Origin of the sequence: Marinomonas colpomeniae (genome assembly GCF_014803385.1) — a bacterium.
In the GTDB taxonomy this organism is placed as follows: Bacteria; Pseudomonadota; Gammaproteobacteria; order Pseudomonadales; family Marinomonadaceae; genus Marinomonas; species Marinomonas colpomeniae.
Genome location: NZ_JACYFC010000001.1, coordinates 804,942 through 819,339, shown reverse-complemented (window position 1 = coordinate 819,339; position 14,398 = coordinate 804,942). Strand labels below are relative to the sequence as shown.

Here is a 14,398-nt window from a genome sequence, read left to right as displayed (position 1 = left end):
AAATATTTTTATGCTCTACATTGGTACATAGGTTGCCCTAAAAAGATTCAAAGTTAATAAAAAGAACCATTTCAGCTCAATAAAATATTAGTTAACGGGCCATCAAATATTGGAAATCAAACTAAAATGAAGAAAAACAAGAACCTAGAGAAATGTAGACGCTAAATTATTTTTTAGTAACAACGGCTTTTTTTGGCGTTTATCTTGCAATAAAAGTTAAAGCGTTAATATCTATATTAACGGCTATGTTGGTCAATGCTGGCTAACCTCATTAATGGCAACGTCGCCCACTGCTGTATCGCTCAGTAGTATCTGATTAGGTTCCTTGTGATTAGGGAAATCTCAGAAGGCGGTTGTCTGTCTTTATCCTATATCAAGTTCAATAACTTAGTTCAGTTCTAATTGGCGAGTGGTGACGATTAATTAAAAAATGGAAAGTATTGTGATTCTTCTTATTAAGATCTTTGCGCGAAGTTAGCTAAGACCAAAGAAGTAGCTTCAGAATGCTCATTTATAATTCAAAGGGATCGCTATGCTACTAACTCCAGGCGCTATTCTAATAGCCGCACTGCCTTATTATGCACGTTTATTAATTGTTTTATTATTGGGCGCAATAACGGTTTCAGCTATTTTTATCCCACATATCTTTATAGAAGCAAACATCGTAATTGTATTAACAACATGTTTGTTAGTGTATTTCGCAATGTCCTCTAGCGAGCTCACCAGATTGCGCATCAAAGAACTCACTCAACATTTAGAAGACCTCGAACACAACGATGTCGTCAACCTGTCTTATAACGATACCGAGTTTAATAAACTGGCTCATCATATCAATACATTACTACGTGCCCTTAGCCGAAAAGAACATCTGCTTCAAAGCTGCTCACAAGAAACGCGCTATACCGCCACAGAACTTCAAAACTCTTCAAATGTGGTTGCTGATGGAGCACAAGAAGAGCACTTAGCTTTAAATGCACTTGTCCTAACAAGTAAAGAAATGGCCACTACTATTAAAAACATCCTTACTAGAATTAATTCAACATCCACAATGGCCAATCAGACTCGACAACAATCTGAAGAAGGACAAACTGCACTAGAAGAGTTAAAACAACAAGTTCACGAGATCCAATCTACGGTTACTCATAACCAGACACAAATGATGCAGCTAACAAAAGCAGCGCAAGATATAAGTGAATTTGTTACCACTATAGAACAAATTACTTCGCAGATTAATTTACTCTCATTGAATGCTTCAATTGAAGCAGCAAGAGCTGGCGATGCAGGCAGAGGCTTTGCTGTTGTTGCAAATGAAGTAAGATTATTGGCAGAACACACAGAAAATGCTACTCAAGATATTAGTCGTCTAGTGACCTCTATTGCATCAGAAGTAAACTCATCAGAGCAAACCAGTTTAGAGTTAATTGAACTTGCTACCAGTGCAACAAAAGGCTCAGACATAACCTCGATTGCTTTAACGTCTATTCATAGTGCAGCCCAATCGACTCAAGAGGAAATAACGCACTCAACCCAGTTAATCACAGAGTTTGGTATTGCTAATTCAAAAATGGGGGAACGATTACAGAACATTGCGACAGTAAGCGAACAGCATAACCAAGTCAGTAAAGATACAAAAGACATGGTCAAATACATGGAATGGCTTTCTTCTAGATTAGAACAAAAGGAGACAGAATTATGATGTTAACAAGCCTTTTTATTCTTACCTGTTTAACTATTATTTTGATGGCAATAGGCCGACAAATATGGTCAAAAAAAGCAGCTAAAGAACGTGCATTAATGGGCGTTTCAGGTATCACTTTATTTATCGAATTAATAAAACTCACTCAACAACACAGAGGAATGCATTCAGGTTTTCTCAATGGCAAGCTGGAATTTAAAGCAAAACTTCCAGTTCTGGAATCAAGTATCGATACGCTTTATTCCAACCTGCTATCCTTTGAAGAAAATCATGATTACCCTGCATCCCTCAGTACACACTTTCCATTTAAACAATGGCAGCGTCTAATCAATAGTAGTGACATAAACAGCTCAGAAAGTTTTCAATTACACTCGGGTCTTATTGCTCGCCAGCTTGATGCTGTATGGGATATGTCAGATGAATTTTCGTTAACGTCTAATCGCCATGAATACATACGAAGCACCGCACAACAACTTGTAAAAACGTTACCAGAACTGGCAGAAGCATTAGGTCAGATTCGAGCACTTTCAGTGCAAGTCGCAGCAAAACAGGAAATGAGCGCAGACAAAAAGCTACAGCTTTTATTTACATTAGGAAAAATAGAAGAACATCACCAAAATCTCACATCTCCACTTTCTAGCCCAACAGACAAACGACTCATTACTTTTGTTGCAGAAATAAAAAAAAGCGTCAAAGATTCGTCACTATGCCAAGAAAATCCAGATTCGATTTTTCAAGAAGCCACACAAGTAATAGACCATGTATTCGTTTTTATTCTGGCCGGATTTAATGATCTAAAAACAACAATTAAAGATGTTAAGGTTTTGCTTTAGTCGAACCCGAATTTAAATACGAAAGCTGTGAAAGACGAATACCGATATCAACATCTGTTTTCAAGGCAACTAAAGTCCGCGATTTTATGCATTGCTCGTAGCCACCAGCCAACATTTTCTGAATACGTTCAGAAAATGTTGGCAAGTTAGCGTATATTTTTTCTATGGTAGGGAAATCATTAATGATGCTTAAAGCTGTTTTTGGACCAATTCCCTTTACTCCTGGAATACGATTTGTCGTATCTCCAACCAAAGCCCAATAATTTGTTAATTGATGAGGTTCAACGCCATATTTCCCTGGCACCCAAGCTTTGTCATAGCCCAATTTGGCAAAGTAGTCATATTGATAAATACGCTCATCATCGAGCAGTTGAGTAAACCCTTTATCCGTAGACACTATATAAGACTTCACATTGCTCTGAGCTGCCTTTACCGCTAATGTAGCAATCAAATCGTCGGCTTCCCAACCGTCTAATCGTAAACAAGCCAGATTATTAAAACGAAACGCTTTAGCAAAATCAGGTAAAGAGTCTAACAATTGGTCATCCATTGGCACACGACCTAACTTATACTCTGGATAAAACTCATGACGCCACGTTTTACCACTTGAATCAAATACAACCACGGCATAAGAAGGTGAAAATTGGCTGGTTAATTTAGCCAAGGCTTCAATCGCAATACTTTGCGTTCGCTCAACTCGTCGATCTACATCATTTTCTGACTCAAGCGCAGCATAAAGACGTCGAATAACATTCAAACCGTCAACAATAAGTAATTTTTTTTCCACTCCAAACCCTTATTTTTACTAGATTAAACTGCTACTACATCGAATTATTAGGGTAACATGTGTAAACACCCATCACGACAAATTGTGTAATTGACTATAAATAAAAAGGACTCTACTTATGAAAACAGTACACTCATACTTTTGCGTCAGCATTCTTTTAGGCGCGACATCTTCGTCTATTTTTGCTGCACCGATAAATGCCGTGATTGGACTAACTAATAGTCAAATCGTTGAAAGCGGACAACAAATTAGTCTTGAACCTAATGCAGGGACATTACTCCCTCTTCAAGATGATTTTTTACCAATCAGTAATTTACAAAATGCGGCAAATAAGAACTGGTTTGATGAAATTGGCCAAAAAATTAGAGTCGAACATAAACAACGGGATTTGAGTTACACTGGTGTTCTAACAAGTATAGAAAACAATGAACGCTCTTTCTTAATCTCCATTAACGACAGATTAACGTCTTTACCTTTAAATGATTTTTACCTCATTCCACTTGAAAAAAGTGATAACTCAGAAACGACTTCGATTCCTTACAAAATCAGCTATCAGACAAATCAGTTATCATGGACACCGCAGCTCAGTTTAATATTCGACAACGATCAAGTATCTCTTTCTCAACAAGCCATACTGCAGAACAGCTCAAGCTCCACCATAGAAATTCAAGACAGCTTATTACACTACTCAAGGACTTCAGCGCCTAAGGTATTCAAAGCAGAACGCAGTTTAATGGCGATGGATTCCTCAAAACAAAGTGTTGAATATCAAGACAACGAAATAAGCTATCCACTTGATGGACCAATGCTATCGATCGCACCTTACTCTAACACTCTTTTTTCATTACCAAGCAGTCGTAGTTCAATCGACAGTAAAATCCAAGCAGGTTCGCTTTACACTCACAATAATAGCTCAGGAAAGATCGATGTTACTTTTTATAACACACTAGGATTTACATTAGAGCAAGACGGACTTCCAGGTGAATACAAAACATTTTGGAAAAGAGGAAACTTACTTATTCCAGGTAACACGGTTGCACTAAATACAGTCAGAGAGAATAATTCAGTAGAAGTCATTACAAATAAAAGCCAAGACATTACAGGTTACATGACACTAATTGAATCTTCATCTAAAAAACTTCCTAGCATTCAAACTTGGGAAGCCACTATTCAAAACCATTCAAATGAAGAACAGCACTATTCGATAAAACAAAATACAAATAGCATTATAACAGTACTGGAAAAGAACAAGGTCACTCAGTTGAATGCTAATAGCATAGAAGTCTCGGGGAAGATAAAAGCCAATTCGAAAAAAACCATTACTTATAACATTGAACTAAAGGAGTAATATAAATAATTGAATTGAAAAATAGTCTTATAAAATAGAGAACATAAAATGCATCTAGAACGGTAGTTGCATTAAGTTTACACATTAGAAGACTATTTAAAGTATTCCGTTATGATATGGTCAATAGTCATAATAGATATAGCGAGAATAGCACTGCCCCAAGATAAGTACTTGAGGTAGTATTATAACTATATTTCATAATACGAGCCCACAGAGATCTATGAAAAAGCATATTATACCATCACTGATAGCCGCTGCCATCTTAAGCAGTACAACACTTCATGCCGAAAGCATTTACGAAGTTTATAAACTTGCTAAACAAAATGACCCAGGACTAAGAGCTGCTGCAGCAACGTATCAAGCTCAAAAGGAAGGTGTAACGGTTACAAAAGGCAATTTATACCCTAATATTAGCTTCAGTGCTGACTTAGGCTATGATGATGTTGATACCCCTTCTGTAGAGTATGGAAATACATCAAACACCTTAGCCTTATCACTAGACTATCCTATTTACTCTCCTGCGTTGGGTTATGCGGTTGATGCCGTTGAGTTAGGTAGTAAAAGCGCAGGTGTTAGCTTTAATAATGCAGAAGAAGATTTAGCATTAACCACCTTGACTGAGTACTTCAACTTACTAATCGCACAATCAACATTACAAACAACTGAAGCCTTAGTAAAGAGTACTGCAAGTCAGTTAGACCGTGCGAAAAAGCAATATGAAGTCGGTTTGACTTCTGTTACAGATTTGCAAGATGCTCAAGCAGAATATGACTCTGTTAGAGTAACAGAGCTTAGCGCACGTTCGAGCGTGTCATACGCTCAAAGAGCGCTTCAGCAACGCACGGGCCGCACTCTAAAAAGCATTCCAGAGTTATCAAAAGACTATCCGATCCGCCTGGAATCAAACATGACCGTTGACTTCTTGATCGAAAAAGCACGTCGCGATAACAAGCAACTTCGCATATTGAGCCTTTCTGTCGAAAGCGCTGAAAATAATATTAATATCCAAAAATCAAATGGTCGATCGCCAACCGTTGCACTTAGCGGATCTTTATCGCGTACTGATAACAACTACAACACAACGTCGACATCTTATGTTGACGGTGTAACCAATACAGCATCTGTCGCATTAGGTGTTAGCATTCCTCTGTACAGCGGTGGTTCAATTAACGCGTCTGTTCGCCAAGCATCAGCACAAGCTGAATCTGCATTCGAGCAAAGAGCGAGCTCTCTGCAAGAAATTGAGCTAAACATCCGTAGTTTGTATATAGACTTACAAACTACCGTTGCTCAAATCGATGCTCAGCAACAATTAATTCGCTCTCGTACTAGTGCGCTTGAAGCAACAAAAGCAGGGTACGATGTGGGAACACGTAACATCGTTGAACTACTTGATGCACAATCAAATCTTTTCAACGCACAAAATACGTATGAACAATATCGATACAATTTTGTTTTGAAAAAACTTAGCTTACTTGAAGTAACAGGTGACCTAACAGAAGAAAAAATCAAAGAGCTAGACAAGTGGTTAATTGCAAAAAATTAATCTCTAACTGACTAAATTAGCACAAACAAAAAAGCCGTAAAACTGAGTTTTACGGCTTTTTTAATCTCAACACGATTGATTAGCGTGTCATCAGCTTTTCTCGTTGCGTAAATCGAGCTAAAACCTTATACAAGCCATAGGCATCTTCACTACCCGCCAATTCTCGAATCGAATGCATACCAAAAGTCGGCAAGCCAATATCAATGGTTGGCACACCTATCTCACCAGAGGTAATTGGCCCTATCGTACTACCGCACCCCATATCACTACGAACAACGAAGCATTGCACCTCATAATTTTCTTGAGCTGCTATATCTCGATATACACTTGCCGTTTCACTATTCGTAGCATAACGTTGATTCGCATTCACTTTAATCACAGCCCCTTTATTAATAGCAGGAGCATGATTTGCATCGTGCTTACTTGCATAGTTAGGGTGCAAAGCATGTGCGTTATCGGCAGACACCATCATTGAACGCTGAATACCTTGCACATATTGCTCTGGATTTGGCGTCAAACGTCGCAAAACATCATCTAAAAATGGGCCATTAGCACCACAAGCTGACAAACTGCCAATTTCTTCGTGATCGGTACAAATAAGCAAGCTTGGTTGTGCAGATGGATCACTTAATAGCGCCTGCAAGCCAACAAAACAACTGAGTAAGTTATCTAGACGCGCCGAACAAATATATTCTTTATGTAGCCCCACTAAAGCAGGTGGTTGCGTATCATACAAACTCAATTCAAAATCTAATACTGACTCAACGGATAAATCTGGATATTGCTTTTGAAGCTGCATTGTTAATAATTTATGTAGATCAAACTCATTATCAGCACCGCATAAAATAGGTAACATTTCTTCCTGAGGATTAACCGAAAAGCCTTCATTCGCTTGTCGATTCAAATGAATAGCCAAATTAGGAACAACAGCAATAGGGTCTTTAAAGTCGATTAATCGACTTACAATATCACCTGCTTTTGTTTTCAACGTGATTCGACCGGCAATTGACAAGTCTCTGTCTAGCCAAGTATGCAGCAATACTCCTCCGTATACTTGAACACCCAACTGATGATAGCCAAATCGATCTACTTGAGCATTTGGTTTAAGTTTCAAGCAAGGACTGTCTGTATGGGCACCAATCATGCGCCACCCAGTTTGACTAAAATTAAGTTGAGGCGTCGTAAAAGCAATCAAAGAAGACTCATTCCGAGTCACAAAATACTTACCACCCTCTTCAATTACCCAATCATCTTCTTCCGATAATTCGGTAAAACCTTCTGCCTCCAAAGAACGACGCATACTACTTGTTGCGTGGAATGGCGTCGGAGAAGACTGAAGAAATGTCAACAATTCGTCATTAAAAATTAAATGTTCCATAATGTCCTACAGCAAAATGCTTTAAAAAGTGACTTTTTCACACTTTGGCTGGCCTTAGAGCCCAGTGTCTAATATGATTTTAGCCATGACGTATAAAATAGACTGAGAGAACCTACCCTGGATGAACTATAAACGCTTTTTACTTTGCCTATTAACAGGCTACGCTTTCGTTTCCACTTCTGCGTCTGCTTATGAGGAATTACAACAACCTCATGAATATGACCAAGTCTCGAAGGAACTCGTCGAGATGCTAGAAGGTATTCATTATAACAGACCTCACATCGATGATACTATTTCAGCGAAGGCGTTTGATTATTATATTGACGCATTAGACCCTACCAAAAGCTTCTTTTTGAAAAACGATATCGAAACCCTGTCTCGTTACAAAAACAGTTTTGACGATGCTTTAAGAAACGGCGATACACAAGTTGCTTACATCATCTACAACCTTTATCTCAAACGTCTTGAAACACGACTATTAGATCTTCAGAAAAACATTCCAGAGATGGTAAAAGGCTTCGATTACACAATTGATGAGACGCTCAATGCCGACTCTGAAGCTCTGCAATGGGCGAAGACTAATGCTCAATTAGATGACTACTGGCGCAAACGTATAAAGAACCGCGCACTCGCTCTTAAGCTAAATGGCGAAGAGGAAGAGGAAATAATATCAATCATTGAGCGCCGTTATAAAAATCAATTAAAACGAGTTGATCAAACTAATTCAGTAGATGTTTTTCAAATTTTTGCTAACTCAGTCACTTCCGCTCTAGACCCTCATACTAGTTACTTTGCACCACGTGCATCAGAGACATTCAATATTAATATGAGTTTGTCCCTAGAAGGTATTGGTGCCGTACTACAAATGGACGATGACTACACCAAAGTAGTGAGATTGGTACCTGGTGGTCCAGCAGCAAAACAAAGTGAACTTTCTCCTAACGACAGAATCATTGCCGTAGGACAAGAAGGCGAGCCTATGATTGATGTCGTTGGCATGCGTCTAGATGATGTTGTCGACATGATACGTGGTGAACGAGACACTACCGTCATTTTGGAAACAACACCTAGTAAAGGCGACACACAAACTAGCAAATTGATAAAAATCGTTCGTGAAAAAGTTAAACTAGAAGACCAATCAGCTCAAAAAGAAATAGTTGAAATAGAGCGTGATGGAAACACCTATAAAGTAGGTGTCATTACATTACCTACTTTTTATTCTGATTTTGCAGCTATCCAAGCAGGTGAAAAAGACTATAAAAGTTCAACAAGAGACACGAAAAGACTGATTGAAGAATTACAAAAAGAAGATGTTTCTGCGCTAATCCTTGACCTTAGAAACAACGGTGGTGGCTCATTACAAGAAGCTAATTCACTGACAGGGCTATTTATTCCTTCAGGGCCTGTTGTTCAAATACGAGACCAAGGCGGTCGAGTGACACCTCTAGGCGATTCCGATATAAGTATCACCTACAGTGGTCCTATGGCGGTATTGGTTAACCGTATGAGTGCTTCCGCTTCTGAAATCGTCGCGGGTGCTTTACAAGATTATGGACGCGCAATCATTCTAGGTGACCAAACCTTTGGTAAAGGTACGGTACAAGTACTTCAAGACCTTGATAAGGGCCAGCTCAAAGCGACTCAAGCGAAGTTTTATCGAGTTTCAGGAGAAAGTACTCAGCACAAAGGGGTAGTACCCGATATTTTCTTCCCTTCCATTATTGATAAAGATGAAGTTGGCGAAAGTGCATTAGACAATCCACTAATTTGGGATAAAATCCATGAAACTCGCTACCCAGTTTATTGGAGCATTCCTGCTTACTTACCTGTTCTCGCGCCACGCCATGAAGAACGTATGGCGCAAAATCCGAATTTTATTGCGATAAACGCTCAGATCAAAGAGTTCCAAGAACAGAGTGAAGCTTACAAAGTACTTTCACTGAAAGAAAGTACTCGTATAAAACAAAGAGAAGATGCAAAAAGCCGAGAGCTAGAACGTGAAAACACACGACGTAAAGCCCTTGGATTAGAGCTACTCGCTTCTGTTGATGACATAGAAGTTTCAGAAGAAGATACCTACGCAAAAGAAGCCTCTGAGATATTATTAGATTTTATTGCCATCAACCAACTGGCTGAAAAACAAGCTGAGCAAAAAACAGCAAAGAAATAAAACTTGAGGTTTAAAGTAATAAGTAACAAAAAGCCGTCTAGTACGGCTTTTTGTTACTGTTTTTAAATCAACAACATATCCTTCCACCTATAGAACTGTAATTACACCATGGCAAAATCGTCATCCGATCGGAACACTATCGACTTATTTGGTAAATCAGCTGGCAGACCTCGTACTCAAGCACTTACTAGAAAGGACCAACTAAAAGTTAATAAACGTGTGCAGAGAGAAAAAGAAAGAGCACAAGGATTGAAGCGCTTAGAACTAATCATAGAACAAGAAACTCTAGATAAATTAGACCAGCTTTGTGAAAAAAACGGTCTTAAACGTGCAGAATGGCTAACTCAGCAAATCAATAAAAGTATTGTGTCGAAAGCTAAAAATTAGAAAAATCTAAATCACCTCCAATTAAAAAGCATCACCGCCTATTATTTATTATTTGAAAAAATCCCACTCATAATAGTGATTTGATATACTCATCAGCCAATTTATCAAACAACCTGAATAAACAGACTTAATATGGCCAAACTGTACTATTACTATTCAGCGATGAACGCAGGAAAATCAACCGTTTTATTACAATCGGCTCATAATTACCAAGAGCGAGGAATGCGTGTTTTACTGATGACGGCTTTAATAGATGACCGTTTTGAATCGGGTAAAATTGCCTCTCGTATTGGTATTTCAGCAGACGCCAGCTTGTTTGATCGAACCACAGACATTACTCAATTAGTAAATAATGACAATCAAGACAATACTTTAAATTGCATTTTAATAGATGAAGCTCAGTTTTTAACCAAAGAGCAAGTTTACGATTTATCTGAAATTGTTGATAAAATGCACATTCCTGTGTTGGCTTTTGGTATACGTACTGATTTTCAAGGTGAACTATTTGAAGGAAGCCAAGCGTTATTAGCTTGGTCTGACAAATTAATTGAATTAAAAACCGTGTGTCATTGTGGTAGTAAAGCTACCATGGTCATTCGACTTAATGAGCAAGGAATTCCTGTTAAGGAAGGCGCACAGGTAGAAATTGGCGGCAATGATCGCTACTTATCTGTTTGTCGAAAACACTTTAAAGAAGCAGTGAGAGACTAATTATGTGGTTCAAGAACGCCCAAATATTTCAACTAAAAGACACAGAATCACTCGATACAAATGAACTTATTGAAAAAATCCCTGAATTCCCTCTAACAGAATGCGGTTCTCAGGATGAATTCTCTTTCGGTTGGATGCCTCTCATCCGCAACAGCGAGCAATGGAGTCTAGCCAGTGACCGCTGCTTGTTATTTCGTGCAGGAAAAGAAGAAAAAGTCTTACCATCTTCCGTTGTTCGTGAAGAATTAGAGAATAAAGTCGCTGAGATTGAGCTTCTTGAAGGTCGTAAAGTAGGCCGTAAAGAACAAACAGACATGAAAGACGAGCTTGTTTTCACCTTGCGCCCAAAAGCGTTTTCAAAACGTACAGATATTTGGGCGTACATTGACTTAAAAGCCAAAATTTTAGTTATCAACAGCACTAATGCTGGCATGACAGAATTACTATTCAAGCACTTACAAACCACGCTTGGCAGCTTCCCAATGTCACCATTACAAGCACAAGTAGCCCCTTCTTCTCTAATGACAGATTGGTTGGTGAAAAACGAAGTACCAAGCAGCCTAGAAACCGGTGATGAATGTGAAATTCAAGATGGTTCTGAAGACAAAGCAACCATTCGTTTTAAAGCATTAGAACCATTGTCAGAAGATGTTACACGCCATTTAGAACAAGGTATGGCTGTGAAAAATTTGGCATTGCGTTGGACAGACAAACTTAGCTTCGTATTACATGACGACCTAACCTTACGCAAAATCAAATTCGATGACGCTCTAAAAGAAGCGGCGTTTAATGATTCACAAGGCGGTGGTCAATCTGATATGGATGCGAACTTCTCTTTGATGTCTCTAACCATGCGCGAGTTTTTTGCTTCATACGCACTCTGGTTTGAAATCGACTAAGCCATCTTTTGCCTAAGCTTTTCCACAGATGTCGTGGATAAGCTTGGGGAGAACATCCGCTAAGCCAATAAAGATGGTGATGCGCTTTAAATATCAAAAAACAAACCTAAAAAAGCCATCACACCACAACATTTTTTATCATTATTGAGTGAATAAATGTCAAAACAAATGCAAGAACAAGACATTGCAAAACGAGTCACACTTGTAGGCGCTTTTTGGGATGCTCTTTTAGGCTTAGCAAAAATCTTTGCAGGATATTTTTCCCAATCTCAAGCCCTTATGGCCGATGGTATTCACTCTCTATCCGATTTAGTTACCGATGTTTTTGTGTACTTTGCTTCTGCAAACTCACGACAAGGGCCAGACGAAAATCATCCTTACGGTCATCTTCGCTTTGAAACCCTCACCACTGTCTTTTTAGGTATGGTGCTCATTATTGTTGCCATTGGCATTGCTTATCAATCCATTGCCGCACAGGCGGAAGGCATACAGGCACAGTTTACTTGGTATGGACTAGTGGCACTTCTGTTAACTATTATTGTTAAAGAAGCCATTTTTCATTATACAAAGAAAGCAGGAGATCAAATTAACAGCAAAATGTTGATTGCTAATGCATGGCACAGTCGTAGCGACGCCTTGTCTTCTGTAGCGGTACTTGTTGGATTAATCGGAGTGTATTTTGGTTACGCTTGGGCCGATATAGTTGCCTCAATAGTTGTGGCATTACTAATCGGAAAAATGGCGGTTAGCATGGTTTGGGAAAACCTTGCAGAATTGGTTGATACCGCACCTGACCCAAAACTTATTGCTCAAATAAAAGAAACCGCCAATAGCTTAAAGAACGTCATGGCCCCTCATGACATCAGAGCAAGATCTATGGCTGGAAAAGTGTATTTAGATATGCATATACACGTTCCTAGTCATGCCAGTGTTAGTGAAGGTCATTACCTAGGGGATCTAGTCGGCTACACCATTAAAAAAGCCCATCCTCAAGTAGAAGATGTGATGGTGCACATAGACACAGATGAAAAAATTCAAACGGAAAGTTTTATCGAAAGACCAGAATCAGGCAAACCGCCACTGTTAAAACTACCTGCTAGACACCAAATACTTGCAGATTTAGGCTTCTTATTACGCCAGCATACGACTTACTTAGATATCCCAAATACTCGACTCCACTATTTAAATAATAATCTAAACATAGAAATCATTGCACAATCAGATAAAGTTCCAGAAGGTGCAGATCTGAAACGGCTAACGGCGGGGATTCTTCTAGACTTACAAACAACACATTACATTCAAAAAGCCATCGTACTGTGGTCTTTTTCCTAATGGTTTTCATCATTTAAACGATCGTCATTAAGATACGTTTCAGGCAAAGATTTGTTTGTTTTCGCTCCCATTTGTTTGAGTTTTTCAGCTCGAGAAACCAAATTACCTCGACCTACGGTAAGCTTTTTAAAAGCAGAATCATGACTGCGATTAACCGCCTCCAACTTGCTACCAATATCGTCCATGTCTTGCACAAAACCTGAAAACTTATCGTACATAGCGCCCGCTTGGCGAGCAATTTCAATAGCATTTTGACTCTGTTTTTCATTACGCCAAATATTCTGAATGGTACGTAATGTCGCCAATAAATTAGACGGACCAACAATAATGATGTTGTGCTCAAACGCTTCACTAAATAAGCCATTATCACCCTGTAACGCTAAACCAAATGCCGCTTCAATAGGAATAAATAGCAAAACAAAGTCCAGCGATGTGATTCCCGGCAAATCGTGATAGGACTTAGCACTCAAATCTTTCATATGTCGACGAACCGCATCAAGATGCTGTTTCAGTGCTCTATTTCTGTCTTCGTCTGTATCCGCTTCCATGTAGGCTAAATAACTAATCAAGACCATTTTAGAATCAACGACAATTTGTTTGCCTTCAGGAAGGTGAATCACTACGTCAGGTTGAAGCCGTCGCCCTTCTTCGGTTTGATAAGACGCTTGCACATCGTATTCACGACCTTTTTCCAAACCAGAACGTTCAAGAATGCGCTCAAGAATGACTTCTCCCCAACCGCCTTGTAACTTATTTTGGCCTTTTAAGGCGTGAGTTAAACTCACAGCATCATCGCTTATTTTTTGATTAAGCAACTGCAAGCCTTTAATTTCTTTTACCAAAGAGAAGCGCTCACGAGCTTCTTCTTGGTAACTCTTTTCTACGCTTTCCTGAAACTTCTGAATCTGTGAACCTAACGGCGTTAACAAAGTACCAAGCTGGCGCTCGTTCTCTTTCGCCAATTGCAGTCCTTGCTGACTCATAATATCGTGCGCTAATTGTTTAAACTCTGTCTCATTGTGCTTTTTTTGCTCACGATAAAAGACTTCTTTTTCTTGCCAAATATTCTGCGCGGCAGCAAATTGCTGCTCTAATGTCAGCGACTCTTTTTCCAAATAATGAATTTGATCTTTCGATTGTTCTAAAAGTCGTAATAATTCCTCGTTTTGTTGCTGCATTTTTTCTTGTGTACGCTGCCACTCACGACGCATAGCCTGTACAATAGCGGCAGCAATGCCAGAAAGAAGAATCGCGCCGATGCAAAAGCCCGATAACACCCAAACTGATTGTGAAAGCCAATCTGTCATATGA

General features: G+C 39.0%; 12 protein-coding genes. 9 read left to right on the top strand and 3 right to left on the bottom strand.

From position 1 onward, the window contains the following. The first annotated feature begins 532 nt into the window (after positions 1–532). Together IF202_RS03860 and IF202_RS03855 are read left to right on the top strand one after the other, a co-directional pair. A complete protein-coding gene (locus IF202_RS03860) occupies positions 533–1,696 on the top strand; it encodes a methyl-accepting chemotaxis protein (protein WP_191593535.1) in 1,164 nt (387 codons plus the stop codon). Further along, positions 1,693–2,529 carry a hypothetical protein gene (locus IF202_RS03855; protein ID WP_191593534.1) on the top strand — a complete coding sequence of 279 codons (837 nt, stop codon included), beginning with the start codon at positions 1,693–1,695 and terminating at the stop codon, positions 2,527–2,529. The genes IF202_RS03860 and IF202_RS03855 overlap by 4 nt, the downstream gene beginning before the upstream one ends. On the opposite strand, the gene xni is transcribed toward IF202_RS03855, so the two are convergent. Beyond that, the gene (gene xni / locus IF202_RS03850) at positions 2,513–3,316 is read right to left on the bottom strand and encodes a flap endonuclease Xni (protein WP_191593533.1); all 804 of its coding nucleotides are present in this window, start codon (positions 3,314–3,316) and stop codon (positions 2,513–2,515) included. The genes IF202_RS03855 and xni overlap by 17 nt on opposite strands. Positions 3,317–3,434: 118 nt before the next feature. On the opposite strand from xni, the gene IF202_RS03845 reads away from it, so the two are divergent. Both IF202_RS03845 and IF202_RS03840 read left to right on the top strand, forming a co-directional pair. Further along, entirely contained in the window at positions 3,435–4,664 is a 1,230-nt protein-coding gene (locus tag IF202_RS03845; RefSeq protein WP_191593532.1) for a hypothetical protein, read from the top strand. Positions 4,665–4,884: 220 nt separating this feature from the next. Beyond that, a complete protein-coding gene (locus IF202_RS03840; protein ID WP_191593531.1) occupies positions 4,885–6,210 on the top strand; it encodes a TolC family outer membrane protein in 1,326 nt (441 codons plus the stop codon). Positions 6,211–6,289: 79 nt separating this feature from the next. Here IF202_RS03840 and IF202_RS03835 read toward each other — a convergent pair whose 3' ends face one another. Further along, positions 6,290–7,588 carry a M18 family aminopeptidase gene (locus IF202_RS03835; protein ID WP_191593530.1) on the bottom strand — a complete coding sequence of 433 codons (1,299 nt, stop codon included), beginning with the start codon at positions 7,586–7,588 and terminating at the stop codon, positions 6,290–6,292. Between the two features lie 121 nt (positions 7,589–7,709). Between IF202_RS03835 and IF202_RS03830 the strand changes: the two genes are divergently transcribed. From IF202_RS03830 to IF202_RS03810, 5 genes are all read left to right on the top strand, one after another. Further along, positions 7,710–9,758 carry a carboxy terminal-processing peptidase gene (locus IF202_RS03830; RefSeq protein WP_191593529.1) on the top strand — a complete coding sequence of 683 codons (2,049 nt, stop codon included), beginning with the start codon at positions 7,710–7,712 and terminating at the stop codon, positions 9,756–9,758. Between the two features lie 108 nt (positions 9,759–9,866). Next, the gene (gene ybfE, locus IF202_RS03825; RefSeq protein WP_191593528.1) at positions 9,867–10,145 is read left to right on the top strand and encodes a LexA regulated protein; all 279 of its coding nucleotides are present in this window, start codon (positions 9,867–9,869) and stop codon (positions 10,143–10,145) included. 132 nt (positions 10,146–10,277) lie between these two features. Then, positions 10,278–10,856 (top strand): thymidine kinase, encoded by a 579-nt coding sequence (locus IF202_RS03820; protein ID WP_191593527.1) that lies wholly within the window; start codon positions 10,278–10,280, stop codon positions 10,854–10,856. A 2-nt stretch (positions 10,857–10,858) separates the two neighbouring features. After that, positions 10,859–11,755, top strand: coding sequence for a recombination-associated protein RdgC (locus IF202_RS03815; protein ID WP_191593526.1), 897 nt, complete (start codon positions 10,859–10,861; stop codon positions 11,753–11,755). Between the two features lie 156 nt (positions 11,756–11,911). Continuing rightward, complete coding sequence (locus IF202_RS03810) at positions 11,912–13,087, top strand: cation diffusion facilitator family transporter (RefSeq protein ID WP_191593525.1); 1,176 nt, start codon at positions 11,912–11,914, stop codon at positions 13,085–13,087. Here IF202_RS03810 and IF202_RS03805 read toward each other — a convergent pair. Then, positions 13,084–14,394: a DNA recombination protein RmuC gene (locus tag IF202_RS03805; protein WP_191593524.1), complete on the bottom strand. Its 1,311-nt coding sequence runs from the start codon at positions 14,392–14,394 to the stop codon at positions 13,084–13,086. The genes IF202_RS03810 and IF202_RS03805 overlap by 4 nt on opposite strands. Positions 14,395–14,398: the final 4 nt, after the last annotated feature.